The sequence below is a fragment of the Nocardia sp. NPDC004168 genome (assembly GCF_040610355.1).
In the GTDB taxonomy this organism is placed as follows: Bacteria; Actinomycetota; Actinomycetes; order Mycobacteriales; family Mycobacteriaceae; genus Nocardia; species Nocardia sichangensis.
The window spans coordinates 141,803-163,311 of the sequence record NZ_JBEXME010000004.1; the positions used below are offsets into that span (position 1 = coordinate 141,803).

Here is a 21,509-nt window from a genome sequence, read left to right on the forward strand (position 1 = left end):
CGGTTCCTCTCACCTGCTCGTCCAGCCCAGACTCGGATCACGACGCTCGCCGACGCTGCGACTCACAGCGAGATTCAGGAAGTCCTCCTTGTTGCAGCAGCCCGCGAGCGCTCGGCACCGGGTCCATTGCGATGGCCGCGGCACCAACTCGAAGTCCGGGTCGAGGACATTGCCCAACCTGTCCTCTTTCAGCACGTAATACCGTGAGCACGGATACACGTCGCCGTCGATGCCGATGTAGACGTAGTCGTGTCCAGCCGAACACGCTTTGCCGCCGGGGTCGTCCAAAGCGGTCAGGTTCAGCCGCAACATTTCCGGATCGACACCCATCTCCACGACAGCGTCGGCGCCTCCTGGCTCTTGCAGTATCGGCACCGACCGCGACGGTGGCCCGGACGATCCGCTCGTCGCCGGGTCGTAGCCGATATCGACGTGGAACCGCAACCCGGCCTGCTCGGCAGCCTTTCGCAGATCGGCTACCTCGCGCTGGTTTCCGGGGAACAGAAGCGCGTTTACGACGACGAAGCAACCGTAGTGATCCTGCGCGAACCTGGCATTCTCGATGAAGCGTTCGATCTCGATCTCGGTGTGGTGATGAGTGATCCACAACGAAACCTTGGTCATATCCGCGGTCTTCGCCATCTGGGGAAGACGTCGTTTGAGTAGGGCCCCGTTCGTCAGGAGCTCCACGAATCCGACCTGCTCCTGTCGTGTCAACCACGATGCACCGGCGAGGAAGTCGCGCGATGCGAACGGTTCGCCGAGCGTCGCCAAGCGGACCTCGACCGGAAAAGGCCGGGATCCTATCCAGCGAACGATGGCATCGAAGTCGTCGCGGTCGCTGTCCTTCGCCCAGTCGAATTTGTTACTTTTGCTGTAGTCGTTCACCGACACGCAGTATGTGCAACGAAAATTGCACAGCCGCTGTGCCGAGACGTACCAGATCCGCAACGGTGCACTCAAGATTCCCCCCACTGCTTGCCGACTCGGGATTTGTTCTCCACCTTGGTGCAGGCGAAGACACATGATTGTGCCGCACGCTCGAGTTGCGCGACTCGCCACGCGGGCAATTCCGCGATACCACGCTCGTTCACCGACGGTTCGTCGAACTCATCTATTGTGAATCCGGCATCCCGTATAGCGCGCCAGTACGCTTTCAGCGGGCGATGGACATATGGCACCGGGGTGAACCCCTCCCATCCCTCCAGGATATATGTCCCGCTGCGGAAGTAGTGATCTACGAGATATCCGCCTATTTCTTCTCGCCGAGGCGAGTCGGCAACCAGCGAAATCCACGCCCGCGGGCCGCACGAGAAACACGGATGACTGAAAAGGGCGACCAGACGGCCCCCGGGCCGAAGTACCCGATTCACTTCGGCCAACGCACCATCCAGATCTACGACCGCCGTGAGAACGTGGTTGGCGACGATGACGTCGAATTCGGCATCGGCGAACGGTGACAAATCACTGGTCGAGGCTACGGCGAACTTCACTCCGAGCGGATCCCGCGATTCCCGATCCAGCGCCAGCGCCACCATGTTTTCGCTGGGATCCACCCCGGTCACCTCAGCACCATCACCCGCCAGAATGCGACTCAGATAGCCATTACCACAGCCCAGATCCAGCAAACGCGCGCCGCGCACGTCGCCTGTCAATGACAAGAGAGCGGCATCGCCGTGGTATTTTCGGCTCTCATCGCCGTCTACATCGAAAACCGCATCCCAGCGCTCCGCATTACGGTTCCAGGCTCGCGTGATGTACGCACTGTCTACGGTATCGCCGAGCCAGACCTGGGATCGCGCATCCCGGCGACCCACGTGACGCTCGGGAGAGACACCAGGAAAGGGCTTACCGGCCCGCACCGCGCCCTGATGCGGATGACAACCCTCGAATATGGCGCGGTCCAGCGCCAGTTCCCACGAGCCGCTCCACGGAGACCGGTACCGGAAATAATACTCCCAGCCGAGGAAGGAATCCGAAACGGTCTCGACAGCTTCGGCGCAATTCGCACAGAAATATTGTTCACGCACCGCACAGAACGCCGTAGCCATGAAATGTGCGGATAAACCGCAACACTCACAGATCATACGCCAGTGTGCGGCGCAGCGCGGCGCAGGCGACCCGAGGTCGAATTCTGCCGGATGAATCGGAATATCTTCGCTTCTTCTTGCGTGCAGCGCACAATAGTAGCAATCAGTCATACACTGTTCCTCGTTGTGCCGACTCGTCCGTTCTCGATCACCACGACGTGGCACCCATCGCACTGCGGCGGCACCCGATGCCCGAGGACGACGACAGTTGTCTCCGTCGAGGCCAATTGCCCGAATATCGCCTGCTCTGTGACCGGGTCGACCGCGCTGGTCGCTTCGTCGAGGACGAGCAATCGGGGATTCTTCACCAAAGCCCGCGCCAGCGCGATCCGCTGACGCTGCCCTCCCGAGATACCGCCGCCCCCGGCGCCGAGCATCGTTTCGTATTTCATGGGCAGCTTCCCGATGAATTCATCGATTTGCGCGATCCGGGCTGCCCGGCGAACATCAGCGAGGCTGGCGCACTCATCGCCGAGGCGGATGTTGTCCAGAATGCTCCCGGCCATCAGACTGCTGTTCTGATCGACATACCCGATATGCCTTCGGTACGCGGGGCGATCGAGGTGCGCGAGGTCCACGTCGTCGACCAGGACCCGTCCGCCGATCGGCGACAGAAGTCCCGCGATCAACATTCCGAGAGTCGATTTCCCGCAGCCGGATTTCCCGACGATGACCGTCGTGGCGCCGGGTGCTATATCGAGGCCGACCTCTCGAATCGTCTCGCTGGGATTCCCCGGATAGGCGAACGACACTCCGTCGAGTCGGACCGAGACGGCTCGCTCGGGTCGAGCGAAGTGCCGTCCGCCGCTCGGTTCCTCCGCGCTGTCGAGGACATCGTTGATCCGGAGCAGGTCCGGTGCGAGGTCCACCAAGGCGGCGACTGCGACGGAGAGATTGGCCAGCGAAACGAACAATCCGGCGCTCACCGCACTCAACATGACGGCATCGGTCAGACCGGTCCGGTCGCCCGAAGCCGTGAGCACACCGGTGAACAGGACGGTCAGAGGTGTCGCGAACTGTAGTGTCGAGACGAAAACTGAGATGGAGCCGGCATGTCGACGCTTTCGCGTCCCGGTGGTCAGCTCGCCGCTGAAGACGTTCAGCCACCTGGCATGGACTGCGCCTTCTGCGCCGAGCGCCTTCACCGTCGTCATGTTCGACAACATCTCGTGCACGACGTTCGTCGACTCCACCTGGGCGGCACACGCGGCTACCGATAGTTCGCGCTGACGCTTCCACGTAGCCGCCAGTCCGAGTGCGAACGCCAGCACCCCGGTTGCCGCCACCGCCCCCAAGACGAAATCACGAGCCCCGACCACGAGCAGATATCCCATGATCAGCACCGCGTCGAACGCTGCCCCGAGTGTGGTCACGGAAACGACTTGCTTGAAGCGCCCTGCGGACCGAATCCGCATGGCCAGATCCCCGGGGTGCCTGCCGAGGAAGAAATCCAACGGCAAACGGGTGATTCGAGCCGCCAGTGTCTCGGCGGTCCGCGCCTCCACCAGACTTTGGATGGTGACGATCAGCCGAGAACGGACGAGATGCAACAGGCCATACGACATCACCGCCGCGGCCAGTACTGCGCCGTAGCGCAATTCGGCCCCTGGCTCGGAGATCTCATTCCCCGCGGCCAGCGGGACGATCTTGCCGAGAACGTACGGGTAGGCCAGATTGAAGATCAGCAGTGCCGCGGACGCGGCGAGCGCTGAGACCCACTTCGCGGTACGCGGAACTATCCAACTCGCTGTTTCGAGTTCGCCGACTACTCGCCGCCACCCAGGCCGTCGGCTGTTCGCGCGCACCACAGGCGCGGCGGCGAACTCCAGTGCCACACCGGTGAACTCTTCATCGACCTCACTCCAAGGAACCTGCCGACGGCCCACGGCCGGGTCGAGTAGCACCACATGCGACCGGTTGGCGCCCTCTAGAACTACGAAGTGGTTGAAGCGCCAGAACAGAATCGAGCCGGTGGCGAGATGACGAAGTCCGGCGAGATTACTTCGAACTCCACGCCCGTCCATTCCGTGCAATCGAGCCACCCGCAGCAGCGCCGCGGCCGAGGTACCGTTCCTGCCGCTGCCGGTCTCTCTTCGAAGCTGCTCCAACGGAACATCGATGCCACGACTGGCCAGCGCCATCCGCAGGCTCGCCGGGCCACAGTCGACCTCGCCCACCTGACGGCTCTCGGGGATCACCGACCGCACGCCACGCCGGAACCCCATGGTCGCGCGCTCGACCGGGTCCTGGCCCTGGATGAACGTCGGACTGCCGAAATGCCCAATCCTTCCGCCCTTGTCCGTGGCATGCCGACGAAACCGTCCGGAGTCGTCCCAACCGTCGGTGATCGTTGCGCGCTCGCTGTCGCCGCTCATCTACCTGCGATCCGATTCAGCATCGTGGTGACATCGGCCTGGTTGAACAGCCGCGAGTTCAACCCGAGTTGGATCGCTACCGAACCGCCTCTTTCGCGGACGCTCAGCCCCATCGGCCGGTAGGTGACGCTGCGTGGCCGGAAGGGAACCCTGCGGACGTCGGTGCCGGGCGAGTGGAGCGCGGATGATGTCGAAGATTCGGTGTCGACGACGTAGTCGAAGACGGGAATCGGACGATGCGCTCCGATTCCGCTCCCTTCTTCGATCGCGCGCAGCGTGATGCTGTCCACGCACTGGTGTACGGCGGCCCGCATCAGTTTCGACCAGACGCGGCTGCGCCACTCGGTACCGACAAGATCGAAGACAAGCGGACGCGTGGTTGCGAACATTCCGACCTGCTTTTCGAACCGCGGTGGACGGCAGTTCAGGCGGACGTCCACTACCGCGGCCGACGGTTGCCGCTCGCGCCATTCGTCCAGCAGTCGCTCCAACAGCAATGCCGCGGCTCCCCACGTCGATGTACCCGCGCGCTCGCGAAATCGCGTGTAGTCGTCACCCTCCAGCACAAGACTCTGCCGGTGCCACGGAGCAGGCCGCGAATCGAATGGCACGGAGAATGCGGCCGGCACAGTACTCAGCTCGTTCTCCCAGTACGCACGGGCCCGCTCACTCGCGTCGGCATTGGGAATCGTCGCACGGACCGCTTTCTCGTAGTCGTCCGAATCAGTGGTGGTGCGACGCTTCTCGTCGCTCGTCAGAGCGAAGTCTCGGATCGAATCGAGAACGATCTGCACCGAACGGTGGTCGAAGGCCACGTGCTGCAGCGATGCCGCGACATGATGTACCCCTTGATCCGCTTTCAGAACCCGGAAGCGGTACGTGCCACGCCGTTGCCAGTCCCAGGCGACCGAGTCCCGATACAGGACGGCCTGGAGGTAGCGGTCGACTCTTCTCAGGTCGAAATCCGCGACATCGAGCAGTTCGATATCCGCGGGTTCGCTCGGAGGAAGAATCTCCTGCGAATAGCCGGATTCGGCAGAGCCGCTACACCGGATTCGAAAAGCGGCGAACACGGATATCACAGCCTCCAGCCCGCGCACGACTCGCGCATCGGAAATGTCCGGACCGAATGTCAGAACAAATCCGAGATTGTTGCTGGGAGTACCGGCCCGTTCTTGATCCCACAGGACATCCGCCTGACTCGGCATTACTGGAAGCGTCATGATCAGCTTTCTTCGAGAAGCCCTGGGTCGCCGTTCACGGCCACCCAGGGCAACTACTAGATGGCCTGCGTCGCGAGCGGACCGGAGAGGACCACGCCACCCACGATGTCGTCGAGTTCGGCCTCCGCGATGACGTCGATCGCCACCTTCTTGAATTCGATTTCCATGATTACACCTCCCTTCATTCTCATCTCCCGATGGCTTCTCCACCATCAGCACACCTGTTCTCTACCTGGGTCGCGAATTCCTGCCAGGCGACGGCACAACCGCGAGCGGCACGAGCGACCATCTCGTTGCAGTGCGGCGGGACATTGTCGATCAGGCGATTGCGCGTTTCGACGTCCAGCAAAAGTATGTTGAGCAGCCGAAGTAAACTTCTGCCCGTTTCGTTGAAACGCAGAGCAGGATCCCTGCCGAGCGAACGCACCGCATCCACGGCAAGAGCCGGGTCCTCTTCTCCAGTCTTTTTCGAGGACCGACCCCGAACCCTGCTTTCCGGAATCGGGTCGTCACCACGACGTATACGCTCGCGTACATCCAATACAGTCGACGCGGAGATTCCCGCTTCCCGGGCGATCTCCCGTAACGAAGCGTCGGGGCGGCTGTGGATCAATTCGCCTGCCAGCCGCCTGCCTTCGGCGCTGTCGAGGGGGCGGACTCTCCCATCCTGTCCCGATCGAGTGTTCGACTGTGGAATTTCCACGCTCGAACGCTGCCGGATGGCGGAGACGGTCTTTGCCGAAAGTCCCGCATATCGCGCGATGGCACGGTCCGACCAGTGGGCATGGGTTCGGAGGATGCGCTGGGCAGCGGCGGTACGTTCGGCCAGCGACAGGGGCAATCCATTCGCCACGTTCGCCTTCAACGCCACTACGAAGGCATCGGCGGCGGTGCCGTCGAAGAAGGCGGTCAGGATGTGTTCGTCACCGCGAAGTCTGGCGGCGCGCAGCCTATGGATGCCGTCGATGACGCACATAGACGGTCGATGCACAATTATCGGTGGCATCGGCGTCTCCACGTGCACCAAGGTGCGAATATGTTCCAGGTTTTCCCGTACCATCCGCGGCGAATCAGAGATTCGGATCGATCCCACCAAGACCATTCGCGGTTCCGAGATACCATCCCATTGTTCCGTGGATGTCATTCCCCGGCCCTGTCCCACCATTCATGGTGGTTTACAGAATATTCCGCCCCCATGAAATCTCCCCTTGCGCTTCGAATGAAGCAGCCGCCATCAGAATAAGCGCAGGTGCCGCAGCCCGATCTTGACACTGAGGTCAGATCGATAGAACACGTCTACTCTTACCCACTGACCGACTCCCCCAAAATGCTGGAAAACCCTCCCTTGCACCGGTGCATCAGCTTTACACCGCGTGTCATGGAACTTATCACGAGCAACCCACCGGCGCAAGACGTCAAGTACCTGCCACCACGCGGGGATACTTCGCACAGTTTCGCGCGAAATCATATACATTGGCTATCTATTGCGATGATTGCCAGAGTTTTGCCATACAACGAATCACGTGCCGCTCCCACGATCATCACCTCTGTCGACCAGGACCGAGCACGGTCGGTGATTGCAGCATTCCCGCTGTTATAGCAAAGCGCGATACCCAGATCCCGTTCGGTTAGCCAGAACTCGGCCTGCGCGATCCGGCCGCTCCGCCATCCCAGGGTTTCGACCCCGACAGGTCCGGTGCCGTAGGCCGGTACGCAGCGGTGCCCGACGGCGGGACGAAGCTCGCGCCGCCACACCACCGCGCATGGATGGGCCCAGGACAGGCCGTCGATCCATGCTGGGTCGTCGCGTAGCGCGTCGACCAGCGCGGCCTCCTCGGCTCATTCGAAGGCGGCGACGTTGATCGACAGCAATTGGTCTGACCACTTGACCTCCTGACCACTGAGGCGCACAGTAGACGCATGGCGTTGCAACCTGTGGTCAAGCGATCGGTGTCGGCGGACGTGTTCGAGCAGATCGCCGCGGACGTGCTCAGCGGTGAACTGGCGCCCGGGGCGACCTTGCCCAGTGAGCGGCAGTTGGCGGAGGCGCTCGGGGTGTCCCGGCCCGCGGTGCGGGAAGCCTTGCAGCGGCTGGCCGCGGCCGGGCTGGTGTCGGTGCGCCAGGGAGACGCGACGACCGTGCTGGACTATCGGCGCGGCGCCGGGCTCGAGGTTCTGCCCAGGCTGCTGGTGCAGGCCGGGGAACTGGACCCCGCGGTCGCACGCAGCATTCTGGAGGCCCGCCTGCACAACGGGCCGAAGGTGGCGGAGCTGGCCGCGCGCCGGGTCGGCGCGATCGGCGCGGGCGCGGTTCGTCCCCTGCTGGAGGCTTCCCTCGAAGCGCTTGCCGCCGAACAGGACCCGATCGCACAGCAACGGCATGCGATGGAGTTCTGGGATCACGTCGTGGACGCGGCCGACTCGATCGTGTTCCGGCTGATGTTCAACATGTTGCGCGCCGCATATGAACCGGCGCTCGCGGCGCTGGCCCCGATCATGTCCGCCGAGGTGGGCAACGTCGAGGCATACCGCGAACTGGCCGCCGCCATCGCCGCGGGCCGGCCGCAGAAGGCCGCCGGCACTGCTCGGGCGCTGCTCGAGCCGGCGACCACCGCCCTGATCGAGGTCCTCGGCGGACCGCCGGTCACGCACAGCTAGAAACGATCATGACCGAACCGAAAGCATCCGAACACGCTTCGATCGACACGGACGCACGGGCGCGGGTACGCAGGGATGAGCGGGCGCTGCGGCGCGGACTCACCCTCGGCCGGGCATTCGAAGAATTCCTCCGGCACCCCTCGCCGTGGATGATCGGGACCACGCTGGTGGGCGCGCTGATCGCTCGCGTCGTCGTCGGCGATTGGCAGCTCACCGATCTGCTGGTCCCCGCCGTGATGCTGGCGGTGTTCCCGGTGTTCGAGTGGATCGTGCACGTCACGGTGTTGCATTGGCGGCCACGGCGGCTCGGCCCGATCGCACTCGACAGCGAACTGGCCCGCAAGCACCGCGAGCATCACGTGGATCCGCGCGACATCCCGCTGATCTTCATCCCGACGAAAACGCTGGCGGTGCTGGTCGTGGTGTTGATCGCGCTGGCGGCCTTCGCCTTCCCCGGTTCGGGCCTCGGCCTGACCTTTCTGATCACCATCACCCTGCTCGGCCTGGGCTACGAGTGGACGCACTACCTGATCCACACCGATTACAAGCCGAAAGGTTCGCTCTACCGGGCGGTTTGGCGCAACCATCGCCACCACCACTACAAGAACGAGCACTACTGGTTCACGGTCACCAGTTCCGGCACCGCCGACCGCCTCTTCGGCACCTACCCCGACCCGGCCACGACCGAGACCTCACCCACGGCACGTAATCTGCACTCCGCCTGATCAAAGCAGGTGCCGCCCCGCGATAAGTCAGCCGGGGCGGCACCCGGCGCGCATACCCACGACCGCACTACCCGCACCGGGCATTCGGACCGCTGCGCGACCAAGGCGGTCCGGCGACGACTCCAGCGGGTGGCGCGCCGGTGAGCTCGCCCAACGGCCGCAGTCGCCACGACGCCGACAGCGACGGGTCCGCGATGACTACCTCGGGCGCCGCTCAGCGATCCGGGTGGCGCTTCGTCACAACGCCGACCGTCTCGCGACGAGTTCATGAAGCCAACAGGTCCGTAGCCAAGAAGCGGGTACACGCCACGGGCCCGATCACCGCGAGCGAGTAGACCCCGCATGCAAATCGGCGGTAGTACGCCAACTCTCACCGCGTCGCGAGCAAACGCTCCGCGATCGTGCGCGCACGATGGGCCGCCTCCGGAGTTCCCTCACGGACCGCGGTGACGATCGCTCCGTCGACCAGCAGCGCGAGTTCGGCGGCCAGCACCTCAGCGTCGGATCGCCCCGCTTCGGTGAGCAGTTCGTTCAGATATTCGATCACGCGGCGCTTGTGCCGATCGGCGACCTGATGGGCAGCACTCTCGCGATCGGCCACCTCGACCATGGTGTTGATGAACGCGCAGCCGCGAAAGTCGTTGCGGGCGAACCGTTCGGCCAGAGCGTCGAAGACCGCGAGCGGGCGGGCGGCGGGGTCGACGGTCTGTTCGACCGATTCGCGCAGCCAGTCCAGCCACCGGCGGTCGCGATCCTCCAGCACAGCGACGACCAAGTCGCCCTTGCTCGCGAAGTGGCGATAGAAGGAAGCCCGGCCGACGCCGGACTCCTGGAGCAGGCGATCGATGCCTACGGCACGAATGCCTTCGGCATAGAACAGTTCTTCCGCCGTGGTGAGCAAACGTTGCTTGGCCCGGGTTGGCATAACGCCACGGTAGCAGAACGGAACTGATCAGTACCATTCGACTTGACCAATACGGAAACAATCGGTACCGTCTCGATTCGGAACCGATCGGTACCATCTTGTCCGAGCTGGAGGCTTCGATGTCCCGCCTGCCCCTTGTGTCCACCGACTCCGCCGACGCCGAGCAGGCCGATCTGCTCGCCGAGGTACAGCGCCAGTTGGGCCGGGTCCCGAATCTCTACGCCGCCATGGCGAACAGCCCCGCCACCCTGCGCGGATACCTGAACCTGCGCGACGCGCTGACCAAGGGAAAGCTCTCCGCCCGGGTGCGCGAGCAACTCGCCCTTCTGGTCGCCAGCGAGAACGGCTGCGACTACTGCACCGCCGCGCACACCATGCGCGCCGACCGGATGGGTTTAACCGAGCAGGCGATCGTCGACACCCGCGCGGCGCGCGCCGACGACCCGCACGCCGACGCGATCCTGCGCGTCGCCCGTGACGTGCTCCGCTCCGGCGGCCGGCTCGACGACGCCGCGCTCGCCTCGGCGCGCGCCCGTGGCGTCAGCGACGCCGAACTGAGCGAGATCGTCGGCCATGTCGCACTGAACGTCTTGTCCAACTACTTCAACCATGTCGCCGAGCCGGAACTCGACTTCCCGCCCGCGGCACCGACGAAAGGCACGGCAATGGAAGCGAAATGGCGGCCCGCGAGCAAGGTTGTCCTGGTCGAGGGTTACTCCCTGGTGGACCGTGAGGGCCGGGCCGCACGCACCGTCGATGACGTCCACATCGCGATCGAGGGCGGATTCCTGCACGTCAAGGTATCGGACTCGGCCGATGTGCAAGTGGTCTCGGCACCCGCCGTCGCGCTGGTGACCTACCGCTGATCCCGACCCGCACAGCCCGGTCCGCGACTCGTCGCGGGCCGGGCTTTCGTCTGCTCCGGACTTGACATGTAGATACCCTAGGGGGGTAGGGTAAAACTCGAGAAGCAGACGAACCAGCAGGAGGACACCGACCATGAGCACCACCACCGTGACCGTCACCGGCATGACCTGCGGCGGCTGCGCCGCATCGGTCCGCACCGAGATCGGCCGCATCTCCGGCGTCGAGTCGGTGGCCGCCGACCTCGCCGACGGGCTGGTGACCGTCGATAGCGCGACCCCGATCGAACGCGCCGAACTCGCCGCGGCGGTGGTTCGCGCCGGCGACGCGGTCGCAGGCTGACGGACGGAGTACTCCGATGAACGCGACCATCAAATTCGGCGGTTTCGCCCTCGGCCTCGCCGCGGTCTTCGGGATCGCCCTCGCGGCCGGTGCGACCATCGGGCCGGAGCCCACCGAACCCGCCGCCCACGACTCGAACGCACACGGCGCCGCCCAAGGCGAGGACCACGCACTACCTGGAGGAATGATGGCGACCGACCGCGGCTACACCTTGCGGCTGGACACCACCCGAGCCACCGCCGCGGCGAACGTACCGCTGCGCTTCACCATCCTCGACCGGGACGGAAAGCCCGTCACCCGCTACGTGCGCAGCCACGAGAAGGATCTGCACCTGATCGTCGTGCGCCGTGATATGGCCGCCTTCCAGCACGTCCACCCGGTGCTCGGCGCCGACGGGACCTGGAGCGTCCCACTCGACCTCAGCCGCGCCGGTGACTATCGCGTGTTCGCCGACTTCACTCCGCAGGGCGGCGAGAACCTGACACTCGGCGCGGACCTGCTGGTGGCGGGCGTCTACGACCCACAGCAGCTGCCCGCGGCGACCTCCACCACCAACGTCGGCGACTACATCGTGACGCTGGACGGCACCGTAGTTCCCGGCCGGGCTTCCAAGGTGACGCTGTCGGTGAGCCGCGCGGGCAAGCCGGTGACCGACCTACAGCCCTACCTCGGCGCTTACGGGCATCTGGTGGCCCTGCGCGCCGCCGACCTGGGCTATCTGCACGTCCATCCGGAAGGCTACCCCGGCGACGGCGTGACCGCGGCCGGACCGGGCATCACCTTCGCCGTCACGGCGCCGAGCGCGGGCGACTACCGCCTGTTCCTCGACTTCCAGCACGAGGGCGTGGTCCGCACCGCCGAATTCACCTTGGCCGTCGCGCCGGGTACCCCCGCCGTAGACGCCTCGAGCCACAACGAACACACTGGTCAGCAGCAGGCGCCGGACGGCCACGTGCACTGACCCGCCGACCGCCGCACAGAACGGAGCACCCACGATGACCACCGCGACACAACCGCAGCCCTCCGGGCAGGTTGAACTCGTGATCGGTGGAATGACCTGCGCGTCCTGCGCCGCCCGGATCGAGAAGAAACTCAACAAGCTCGACGGCGTCACCGCGACCGTGAACTACGCCACCGAGAAGGCCCGGGTGGACGTCACCGGTGACGTCTCGCCCGACGACCTGATCGCCACCGTCGAACAAGCGGGCTACACCGCCGCCCTGCCCGCGCCCCCGAAGCCACAAGAAATCGCCGCCGAGGAAGATCCCGCGGCGAGCCTGCGCACCCGCCTGCTGATCTCCGTGGCGCTGTCGGTGCCGGTGATCGCCATGGCGATGATCCCGGCCTTGCAGTTCACCAACTGGCAGTGGCTGTCACTGACCTTGGCCGCGCCGGTCGTGGTGTGGGGCGCGCTGCCGTTCCACCGCGCGGCGTGGACCAATCTGCGCCACGGCGCCGCGACCATGGACACCCTGATCTCGATGGGAACGCTGGCCGCACTGGGCTGGTCGCTGTACGCCTTGTTCTGGGGCACCGCGGGCAGGCCGGGCATGACGCACCCGTTCGAGTTCACCATCTCCCGGATGGACGGCACCGGCAGCATCTACCTGGAGGCCGCGGCGGGTGTCACCACGTTCATCCTGGCCGGACGCTTCTTCGAGGCGCGCGCCAAACGGCGGGCGGGTGCGGCGCTGCGTGCCCTGCTCGAGCTGGGGGCCAAGGAGGTCTCGGTTCTGCGCAACGGAACCGAGCTGCGCATTCCGGTGGAGCAGCTGACGGTCGGCGACCGGTTCGTGGTGCGGCCGGGCGAGAAGATCGCCACCGACGGCGTCGTGGTGGAAGGTTCCTCGGCCGTCGACGCCTCGATGCTCACCGGTGAGTCGGTGCCGGTGGAGGTCGGCACGGATGACGCCGTGGTCGGCGCGACCGTAAACGTGGGCGGCCGGATCGTGGTGCGCGCCACCAGGATCGGTTCCGACACCCAGCTGGCGCAGATGGCGAAGCTCGTCGAGGACGCGCAGACCGGCAAGGCGCAGGCGCAACGGCTGGCCGACCGGATCTCCGGGATCTTCGTGCCGATCGTCATCGCGCTGTCGGTCGCGACGCTCGGATTCTGGCTCGGCACCGGCGGTTCGGTGGCCGCGGCGTTCACCGCCGCGGTGGCAGTGCTGATCATCGCCTGCCCGTGCGCGCTCGGACTGGCCACGCCGACCGCGCTGATGGTCGGCACGGGACGCGGCGCGCAGCTGGGCATCCTGATCAAGGGTCCCGAGGTGCTGGAGTCGACCCGGCGGGTGGACACGATCGTGCTGGACAAGACCGGCACCGTCACCGCGGGCAAGATGACGCTGCTCGATGTCTTCGCGGCCGAGGGTGAGCAGGTCGAACGGATTCTGGAACTGGCCGGGGCGCTGGAGGATTCCTCCGAGCACCCGATCGCCCAGGCCATCGCCAAGGGCGCCCGCGAGCGGGTGGGTGAGCTGAAGCCGGTCGAGGATTTCGCGAACGTCGAGGGCCTGGGCGTGCAGGGCACGATTGACGGGCACGCGGTGGTCGTCGGCCGCGCGCGGCTGCTCGCCGACTGGTCACAGCATCTCGACGACGACCTGACCCGGGCGATGCGCGCGGCCGAAGCCGAAGGAAAGACCGCCGTCGCGGTCGGCTGGGACGGCGAGGCGCGCGGCGTGCTCGTGGTGGCCGACGCGGTGAAACCCACCTCGGCCGAGGCGATTTCCCAGCTGCGCGCCCTCGGGCTCACCCCGATCATGCTGACCGGCGACAACCGGGCCGCCGCCGACGCGATCGCCGCGCAAGTCGGCATCGATGAGGTGATCGCGGAGGTGCTGCCGCAGGACAAGGTCGACACCGTCAAGCGGTTGCAGGCCGAGGGCAAAGTGGTCGCGATGGTCGGCGACGGTGTGAACGACGCCGCGGCACTGGCCCAGGCCGACCTGGGCCTGGCCATGGGCACCGGCACCGACGTGGCCATCGAGGCGGGCGATCTGACCTTGGTCCGCGGCGACCTGCGGGCGGCGGCGGACGCGATCCGCCTGTCCCGCCGCACCCTCACGACGATCAAAGGCAACCTGTTCTGGGCCTTCGCCTACAACGTGGCCGCGATCCCGCTGGCCATGGCGGGATTGCTGAACCCGATGCTCGCGGGCGGCGCGATGGCGTTCTCCTCGGTCTTCGTGGTCAGCAACAGCCTGCGGTTGCGCGGCTTCCGCTCGACAGCCCGATAACACGGAACACCGGACGGGACGGCACGCGTAGTGTCGTCCCGTCCGGCATTTCGAGCGAACTACAGGCCTACCCGTGTCGACCGAGGAGGACCGGTGAGCGACAGCTCTCCCGAGCCCGACTACGAGGGCGAGCCGCTCCGCGGATTCGCCAGCGACAACAACGCCTCCGTGCACCCGGAGATCATGGCGGCGCTCGCCGCTGCCAACGAGGGCCACCAGCCGGCCTACGGCGCGGACGTCCACACCGCCCGGCTACGCGAGCTGATCAAAGGGCATTTCGGCGAGCGTGCCGAGGTCTATCCGGTCTTCAACGGCAGCGGCGCGAACGTGGTCGGGTTGCAGGCGATGTGCGACCGGTGGAGCGCCGTGATCTGCCCGGAGTCCGCGCACATCCACCTGGACGAGCGCGGCGCACCCGAGAAGGTGGCCGGGCTGAAAGTGATCCCGGTGCCCACTCCGGACGGCAAGCTGACGCCGGAGTTGCTCGACCGGTACGCATGGGGCTTCGGCGATCAGCACCACGCCCAGCCCAAGGTCGTCTCCATCACCCAGAGCACCGAACTCGGCACCCTCTACACGCCCGGTGAGATCGCGGCGATCGGCGCGCTGGCGCGTGAGCGCGGCATGCTGCTGCACGTGGACGGCGCCCGGCTGGCCAACGCGGCCGCCGCGCTCGACCTGCCGCCGCGCGCGTTCACCACTGACGCCGGGGTGGACGTGCTGTCGTTCGGCGGCACCAAGAACGGCCTGATGCTCGGTGAGGCGATCGTGGTGCTCGACCCGGACGCGGTGCGCGGCGTGCAGTACCTGCGCAAGGCCGCGTTGCAGCTGGCCTCCAAGATGCGGTACGTGTCGGCGCAGTTCGTCGCGCTGCTGGAAGGTGACCTGTGGCTACGCAACGCGCGGCACGCCAACGCGATGGCGGCCCGGCTGGCCACGGCCGTCGCCCTGGTGCCGGGTGTCGAGATCGTACGGCCGGTCCAGGCCAACGCCGTCTTCGCCATACTGCCCCGGGAGGTCGCCGAGCGGCTGCGGAAACGCTTCCGCTTCCACACCTGGGACGAGCGCACCGGCGAGGTCCGTTGGATGTGCTCGTTCGACACCGCCGAAGCCGGCGTGGACGCCTTCGCGACGGCGATCGCCCAGGAAATGGCCGCTCAGGACGCGTTCCCGGAAACCGCGGGCAACCGAGCACGATGATGAAACACCGGACGGGACGGCACACGTGGTGTCGTCCCGTCCGGGCATCCGCCAGGAGGTCTCATGCGCATAACGCCATGGGCGAGCATACCTCTGGCACACCGAATTCCGAAACGAAAAAAGCTCAGCCGCGCAGCGTGGTGACCGTGACCAGCGACGGTTGGATGAATGCCCCGTAGACCTCGATCGACACCCCGCCGGTCGGGGTTTCGGCGGCCCATTGGGCGTGCTCGGTGATCCCTTCGCCGAGAAGCGCTTTCGCTCCGGGCGACCATGCGACGGCCACCTGGCTCAGCACCGGTCCGAGGTTCAGGTTCGCGATCGCCGCGGATTCACCGTTGTCGAAGTAGACCTCCGTGCCACCGGGGAACGGATTCACCGCGACCGCCGAGGCACTCGCCCCGCCGAACGCCGCTGCCGAACCTCCCGCTACGAGCGCGACCAAGACCGTCATGACCCGTCGACGCATCCGAATCCCCTTTTCGTGTATACGCACTGACCACGCGGCCAGTCATGTCACCCTTGCCGAGCAGGCAGCGTTCGGCAATTCGATGTGAGGCCAATCACATATACCCTATGACGTGCGCACCGCGGCATCGAATGCCCGCACATTGTCGGCAGCCCATTCGGCGAAAGTTCGCGCCCGCCCGAGTATCCGCCGCACGTCGTCGGTGACGATCGCGTTGTGTCCCGCACGCACATAGGCTTGCCCCGCAAGCGCACCGTCCGCGAATTCGGCGGACATTCCGGACGCGAGCATGTGTTGCCGCGCTTCGGTTTCCGGAATGTCGGCAACCTCCACCGTTCGGCCGGTCACGGTAGCCAAAGTGGCGGCCAAATCGTGCGTGGTGAGCAATTCCGGCCCGGTGAGGGTGTAGATCCGGCCCGCGTGCTCGGCGGAAACCAGCGCTTCGGCGGCGACACCGGCGACGTCACGAGGATCGATCACACCCTGTGCGGCGGAGCCGGTCATATTCGGCACCGGCTGCCCGGCACGAATCGCGGCGGCCCAGCTCAGGGTGTTGGAGGCAAAAGCGCTGGGGCGCAGAATAGTCCAGTCGACTCCGCTCTCGCGTGCGGCTTGCTCACCGGGCAAATGCCAGGTTCCGACCCGGCCGAGTCCGGCATCTCCGGTGCCGATGGCGGAAAGTTTGACGATCCTGGCAACTTTCGCGTCCCGCGCGGTGGCGATGAGTGCCCGGTCGGCCTCCACATATTCCGGGCCCAGCACGCCGACGACGAACGCGGCCTCCGCACCGGCCATCGCCTTCGCCATGGACGCGAGGTCGGTGTAATCGCCGCGCACCACTTCTACCCCGGCGGGCACCTCCGCCCGGTCCGGGTTTCGGGTGACGGCCCGGACCGATATCCCCCGCTCGCTCAGCTGCCGGACGATTTCACTGCCGATGGTGCCGGTCGCACCCGTGATCACGATCATGTGGACCACCGTGCCGGGCGTTCGCGCAGGTCTCTAGGAAATTCCGGCACACCTGGCGCGGCAGCGACTGCCTACAGTGGATCCGGTGATCACCCTGCCGCGCGTCGTGACCGCCGATCTGGTCGAGACGTCCGAACCCGCACCGGAGTCGCTGCGGCCGTGGCTGGTCGAACTCGGACGCATCCCCACCGTGCTCGACCTCTCCGAGCCGTTCGCGCACATTCCGCAGACGGCCACCACGATCGTGCTGCGCGCCGAACACGGAGATGCCGGAGCCACCCGCGTCGCGCTCGTCGTCGGCCCGCAGACGAAAGCCAGCTACTCGCGCGCGAGCAAACCCGCAGGTTGCGTGCGCCTACGACTCGCGCCCGGTGCCGTCCCCGCCCTGCTCGGAGTCCCTGCGGCGGACCTCACCGATCGCGTAGCGCGACTGGACGACCTACCCGGCCCGGTCGCGCACCTCGCCGCCGAGCTGATCGAACTCGAGCACGACGAGGTCGTGCCGTACCTGGAGAACGAACTGCCGCGCCGCATCCCCGACGATCCGGCCCAGCGCGCCCACCGCCGACTGCTCGCCACCGCCGTAGCCACCATCGCCGCCGCCCACCCGCTCCCCGTCCCGGAACTCGCCACACGCCTCTCCGTCAGCGAACGTCAGCTCCGCAACCTGTTCACCACCGGAATCGGCGTCTCCCCGAAACACTTCGCCCGCATCGACCGCGTCCGGCGCGTCTTGTCCCGAGCCGAAGACACACCGTGGGCCGACCTCGCGGCAGCCACCGGCTACTACGACCAGTCCCACATGACAGCCGATTTCCGCATCCTGATGGGCGTGCCACCGACGTCGTTCCTCCGAGGTGAGGTACCCGCCCCGTCCCCGTGCCGCGCACTCACCCGCTTCCGTTGATCGAGGCGGCACCGAACACGGCGGCAGTACGAGCGTTGCCGAGCTGTGTCCATCGCCTCTCTCGACATCGCACGGAAGCCGTGCGATGCTTATTCGAAAGATTCGAAACATCTTGCGGAATTTTCGTTGGATGTGCGAATGGAGGCGCAGACATGACCACGGCGATCGAAGCGCGGACGTTCGTGCCGGAACACACTGAAACATTGCCTTCGCTGCTGGATTTCCTGATCGCGCACGCCATCTCGCAGGGTGCGGGGCCCTCAGTGCGCTATGCACTGGTCGGCGCGAGTGAAAGCGATCGGATAGAGCTCCCACCCGAAGTACACGAGGCACTGGTGCAGGTGGTCACGGCGATGCAGGCGGGTAAAGCCGTGACTGTCGCGCCGCGCAGCATGACACTGACCTCGCAGCAAGCAGCCGACCTGCTGGGCGTCAGTCGGCCGACGGTCATCAAGCTGATCGAGCGCGGTGAACTGCCCGCCGAGCGCATCGGTTCCCGTCACCGTCTGCGGCTGGACGACGTACTGGAGTACCAGGAAGCGCGCAAGGTACGGCAGTACGAGGCGATCGCAGCGAGCACCGTCGATATCGACGCCGAGGACGATCCCGACGCGGTGCGAGCGCGGCTGAAGGAGGCACGCCGTGCTGTGGCGGCGCGGCGACGAGCGCAGAGCTGAGAGAATCACCGTGTGTTCGCGGTAGTGCTCGACACCTGTGTGCTCTATCCCAGCTTGCAGCGGGACTTCCTGCTGTCGCTCGCCGTGGAGAGCTTGTACCGGCCGCTATGGTCGGACCGGATCCTCGAAGAGGTCGAGTACACCGAAACCGCCAAACTTGTTGAGCAGGGCGAGGTTCAAGGCGACGCCGAGCGGCGGGCACGGCGGCTCGTCGAAACGATGCGAGCAGCGTTCGATGATGCCGTGGTGCGGAACTGGGAACCCCATGAGGGAACCTTCGGGCTTCCCGATCCCGACGACGAGCACGTGCTCGCCGCCGCCCTGGTCGGTGGGGCGGGCGCGATCATCACCAGCAACGTGAAGGATTTCCCGGATACGCGGGTGCCCAGGCATATCCAGGTGATCGAACCAGCGCTGTTCGCGGCAAACACAGTCTCGACTGCTCCCGAGACAGCACTTCGCGCATTGACGAGCCTGAGCCGCCGTTACCGCAACCCGCCCCAATCGATCGATGAGTTGCTGAACATTCTCGAGAAGCGCTACGACATGACCCAAGCTGTCGAAATGATGCGCTACGTCAGCTGATCTCACCGGCTCGCGCTCACTCGTTTCCGCTAGCGGGGCGCGAACGATCGCAATACAAGCGTTCACAAGGGAGGCGGGGCAGGCCGTGTGCGCCGTCCGGGAGGATCTCCACCGCGTCGGGGTAATGGGTGTGCCGCCATTCCCGCGCGAAGGTCATCGCCGCCGTGGCGCATGCGGCGAAATCCATTCGCAGTCCGTGTAGGAATACGCTCACGTGAACGTCGTTCGATGGGTTCATGGATGAATCGCCACACATCACGCACCTGGTCCCGGTGTGGACGTCGCGCACTCGCTCACGACTCCGGCTGCGTTCGTTTCGGTGCGGCGGAAGTATCGGTAGTCCTCGCGGCTGGCTATCACCGCCGCGACGAGCGTCGCGCACGATGAGTAGTCGCATTCGTAGTGCAGTTCCAGCGCCTTTCTGGCATTCGCGGGACTGGATACCGGCCAGTGTGGGTTGTCATGTGCGCGCTGGAGCCGCGACTCATCGACGCGGAGGAACCGCCTCGTGCGCAATTCGTCATCCGACATGAGTTGTCCCCGACCTGCGCCGAGTACGCGGCATCTGGTCCGCCCACGCCCGGACGGCTTCGACTACGAACCTGCCTGACGGGCGGAAGGCGGTGCGCGGCGGCACTATCCAGTGCCGGATCGCGCCTACCGCAGCGGTTGGCGAAGGCAGCGCGATCGTCGCTCCCGTCCGCGCGACCGCCACGTCCAGCCGGAACAGTTCGGCGAACAACCGCACGTCATCGGGCAGATCAGGCTGGATAAGGAAGGTCCAGCGCCCCGAACGCGGATGTCCCACAATCGGTCCCAACGGGACGCTTCTGTTGTGCATGTGCGCCTTCACCGCCTGCCCCAGGCGAATAGGCATCGTCATCGCCCACACTGACCCCGCTCGCATGACGATCCGCCCGAGTTCCGGCGGGTCGACCACAGCGGGCAGACCGCACTCCTGCCGATAGAACAAGCATCGCGACAACGGTGTATCTCCGCGCGTTTCCATTCGGTACCCCCACTCCCATACGATTCGGACCCGCCTCTACCAGGCGGTACGTAGTAGTCTCGGATCGATCGGTGGGGCGCGGAATCGATTTACAGTCCACAAGAGTCCACAGAATCGGGGGTGCGTCGGCTCCATGGAGAATCCTGGATTTTTGCTCCGCACTGCGCGGCTGAGCCAGGGGGTCAGCCTGGCCGCGCTCGCGGCGAAGACCAACTACAGCAAGTCGCTGCTCGGCATGTTGGAGAACGGGCAGCGCGATGTGAAGCAAGAGCACATCATTGGCTACTCACGGGCACTGAATATTCCGATTGGTGCCCTCATGACGCCATCACCGGACCCGATCCGAGTCGCGCACGAATGGCTGGTGGCGGATCCTGTGCCCAAGGCGCGTGCCTCGACTGGTCGGCGCGTCGGAGAATCGCTGGCGACCGAAATGGAACACCGTGTGGTCCAGCTTCGGCATCTGGACGACAGTGTCGGTGGCGAGGACTTGTTCCCCTTGGTATTGCAGGAGTTCGAAAGCGCACGGGAAGTCATCACGGAATGCAGCTATTCCGAACGAGTGGGCAAGCGGCTGTTGACAGTCGCGGGTGAGCTCGCACAACTCGCCGGGTGGGTGGCCGGCGACGCAGGTAGATATGACGACGCCCAGCGGCTGTACCTGAGCGGCGCATCGGCCGCCGATGATGCCGGAGACCGCGTATTGACGGCGCAACTTTTATCCAGCCTCAGCTATCAGATCGCAAATATCGGCAATCCCAGTGAGGCCGCGCTGCTCGCACGTACCGCCGTCAAGGGAGCGATAGATGCACCTCCGGTGGTCCGGTCCTTGCTGACCGATCGCTTGGCGTGGGCATGCGCACGGTCGCGTGATCGCGAAGGAGCCGAACGAGCGCTCGATGCGGTCGACGAGTCGTATGAGCGCAGGTCATCGGACATTCCTGAGCCGGAGTGGGTGTATTGGATGGACCGTACCGAGATAGACGTGATGGCAGGCAGGTGCTTCGTCGAGCTGGGCGAACCAGCCAAAGCGAGCCCACTGTTGTCCCGCGCGATCGGGCAACTCTCGGCCGACCGAACCCGCGAAGTGGCCCTCTACCGCACCTGGCTCGCGGAGTCTTTCCTGAGGAAGCGTGAACTGGACGCAGCGCGCGCAACCATCCGGCAGGCGGAGAAGGCTGCCGCCACCGCGCACTCGGCACGGCTGGATCGGCGGATTGCCGAAGTGCGGGGAATGCTGACCTGAATG

General features: G+C 65.6%; 19 protein-coding genes. 11 read left to right on the forward strand and 8 right to left on the reverse strand.

Annotation, left to right across the window (positions count from 1 at the left end):
• Window positions 1-9: 9 nt before the first annotated feature.
• The 5 genes from ABZW96_RS10075 to ABZW96_RS10095 form a co-directional block, all read right to left on the reverse strand.
• Complete coding sequence (locus ABZW96_RS10075) at window positions 10-888, reverse strand: SPASM domain-containing protein (RefSeq protein ID WP_355073195.1); 879 nt, start codon at window positions 886-888, stop codon at window positions 10-12.
• Between the two features lie 71 nt (window positions 889-959).
• Entirely contained in the window at window positions 960-2,201 is a 1,242-nt protein-coding gene (locus tag ABZW96_RS10080; protein WP_355073197.1) for a methyltransferase domain-containing protein, read from the reverse strand.
• Complete coding sequence (locus ABZW96_RS10085; protein ID WP_355073199.1) at window positions 2,198-4,465, reverse strand: peptidase domain-containing ABC transporter; 2,268 nt, start codon at window positions 4,463-4,465, stop codon at window positions 2,198-2,200. The genes ABZW96_RS10080 and ABZW96_RS10085 overlap by 4 nt, the downstream gene beginning before the upstream one ends.
• Complete coding sequence (locus ABZW96_RS10090) at window positions 4,462-5,901, reverse strand: condensation domain-containing protein (RefSeq protein WP_355073749.1); 1,440 nt, start codon at window positions 5,899-5,901, stop codon at window positions 4,462-4,464. Before ABZW96_RS10090 ends, ABZW96_RS10085 begins: the two co-directional genes overlap by 4 nt.
• Window positions 5,876-6,790: a hypothetical protein gene (locus tag ABZW96_RS10095; protein WP_355073201.1), complete on the reverse strand. Its 915-nt coding sequence runs from the start codon at window positions 6,788-6,790 to the stop codon at window positions 5,876-5,878. The genes ABZW96_RS10090 and ABZW96_RS10095 overlap by 26 nt, the downstream gene beginning before the upstream one ends.
• Window positions 6,791-7,608: 818 nt before the next feature.
• Between ABZW96_RS10095 and ABZW96_RS10100 the strand changes: the two genes are divergently transcribed.
• Entirely contained in the window at window positions 7,609-8,346 is a 738-nt protein-coding gene (locus ABZW96_RS10100) for a GntR family transcriptional regulator (protein WP_355073203.1), read from the forward strand.
• 8 nt (window positions 8,347-8,354) lie between these two features.
• Complete coding sequence (locus ABZW96_RS10105; protein ID WP_355073205.1) at window positions 8,355-9,071, forward strand: sterol desaturase family protein; 717 nt, start codon at window positions 8,355-8,357, stop codon at window positions 9,069-9,071.
• 370 nt (window positions 9,072-9,441) lie between these two features.
• On the opposite strand, the gene ABZW96_RS10110 is transcribed toward ABZW96_RS10105, so the two are convergent.
• Window positions 9,442-9,996 carry a TetR family transcriptional regulator gene (locus ABZW96_RS10110; protein ID WP_355073207.1) on the reverse strand — a complete coding sequence of 185 codons (555 nt, stop codon included), beginning with the start codon at window positions 9,994-9,996 and terminating at the stop codon, window positions 9,442-9,444.
• 119 nt (window positions 9,997-10,115) lie between these two features.
• Between ABZW96_RS10110 and ABZW96_RS10115 the strand changes: the two genes are divergently transcribed.
• The 5 genes from ABZW96_RS10115 to ABZW96_RS10135 all read left to right on the forward strand — a co-directional run bounded on the left by ABZW96_RS10115 (window position 10,116) and on the right by ABZW96_RS10135 (window position 15,644).
• Window positions 10,116-10,862, forward strand: coding sequence for a carboxymuconolactone decarboxylase family protein (locus tag ABZW96_RS10115; protein WP_355073209.1), 747 nt, complete (start codon window positions 10,116-10,118; stop codon window positions 10,860-10,862).
• A gap of 133 nt (window positions 10,863-10,995) precedes the next feature.
• Window positions 10,996-11,202: a heavy metal-associated domain-containing protein gene (locus ABZW96_RS10120; protein ID WP_355073211.1), complete on the forward strand. Its 207-nt coding sequence runs from the start codon at window positions 10,996-10,998 to the stop codon at window positions 11,200-11,202.
• A 16-nt stretch (window positions 11,203-11,218) separates the two neighbouring features.
• Window positions 11,219-12,163 (forward strand): hypothetical protein, encoded by a 945-nt coding sequence (locus ABZW96_RS10125; protein WP_355073213.1) that lies wholly within the window; start codon window positions 11,219-11,221, stop codon window positions 12,161-12,163.
• Window positions 12,164-12,197: 34 nt separating this feature from the next.
• The gene (locus ABZW96_RS10130; RefSeq protein ID WP_355073215.1) at window positions 12,198-14,444 is read left to right on the forward strand and encodes a heavy metal translocating P-type ATPase; all 2,247 of its coding nucleotides are present in this window, start codon (window positions 12,198-12,200) and stop codon (window positions 14,442-14,444) included.
• A 93-nt stretch (window positions 14,445-14,537) separates the two neighbouring features.
• Window positions 14,538-15,644 carry a beta-eliminating lyase-related protein gene (locus tag ABZW96_RS10135; protein WP_355073217.1) on the forward strand — a complete coding sequence of 369 codons (1,107 nt, stop codon included), beginning with the start codon at window positions 14,538-14,540 and terminating at the stop codon, window positions 15,642-15,644.
• Window positions 15,645-15,768: 124 nt separating this feature from the next.
• Here the strand turns inward: ABZW96_RS10135 and ABZW96_RS10140 are convergent, their stop codons facing one another.
• Together ABZW96_RS10140 and ABZW96_RS10145 are read right to left on the reverse strand one after the other, a co-directional pair.
• Window positions 15,769-16,113 carry a hypothetical protein gene (locus ABZW96_RS10140; RefSeq protein WP_355073219.1) on the reverse strand — a complete coding sequence of 115 codons (345 nt, stop codon included), beginning with the start codon at window positions 16,111-16,113 and terminating at the stop codon, window positions 15,769-15,771.
• A 105-nt stretch (window positions 16,114-16,218) separates the two neighbouring features.
• Window positions 16,219-17,082, reverse strand: a complete 864-nt coding sequence (locus tag ABZW96_RS10145) for an SDR family NAD(P)-dependent oxidoreductase (protein WP_355073221.1) — start codon at window positions 17,080-17,082, stop codon at window positions 16,219-16,221.
• An 85-nt stretch (window positions 17,083-17,167) separates the two neighbouring features.
• Between ABZW96_RS10145 and ABZW96_RS10150 the strand changes: the two genes are divergently transcribed.
• The 4 genes from ABZW96_RS10150 to ABZW96_RS10165 all read left to right on the forward strand — a co-directional run bounded on the left by ABZW96_RS10150 (window position 17,168) and on the right by ABZW96_RS10165 (window position 21,506).
• Window positions 17,168-17,989, forward strand: a complete 822-nt coding sequence (locus tag ABZW96_RS10150) for a helix-turn-helix domain-containing protein (RefSeq protein ID WP_355073223.1) — start codon at window positions 17,168-17,170, stop codon at window positions 17,987-17,989.
• Between the two features lie 152 nt (window positions 17,990-18,141).
• Entirely contained in the window at window positions 18,142-18,666 is a 525-nt protein-coding gene (locus ABZW96_RS10155) for a helix-turn-helix domain-containing protein (protein WP_355073225.1), read from the forward strand.
• A 12-nt stretch (window positions 18,667-18,678) separates the two neighbouring features.
• Window positions 18,679-19,251, forward strand: a complete 573-nt coding sequence (locus tag ABZW96_RS10160; RefSeq protein ID WP_355073227.1) for a PIN domain-containing protein — start codon at window positions 18,679-18,681, stop codon at window positions 19,249-19,251.
• A gap of 1,142 nt (window positions 19,252-20,393) precedes the next feature.
• Entirely contained in the window at window positions 20,394-21,506 is a 1,113-nt protein-coding gene (locus ABZW96_RS10165) for a helix-turn-helix transcriptional regulator (protein ID WP_355073228.1), read from the forward strand.
• Window positions 21,507-21,509 lie beyond the last annotated feature (3 nt).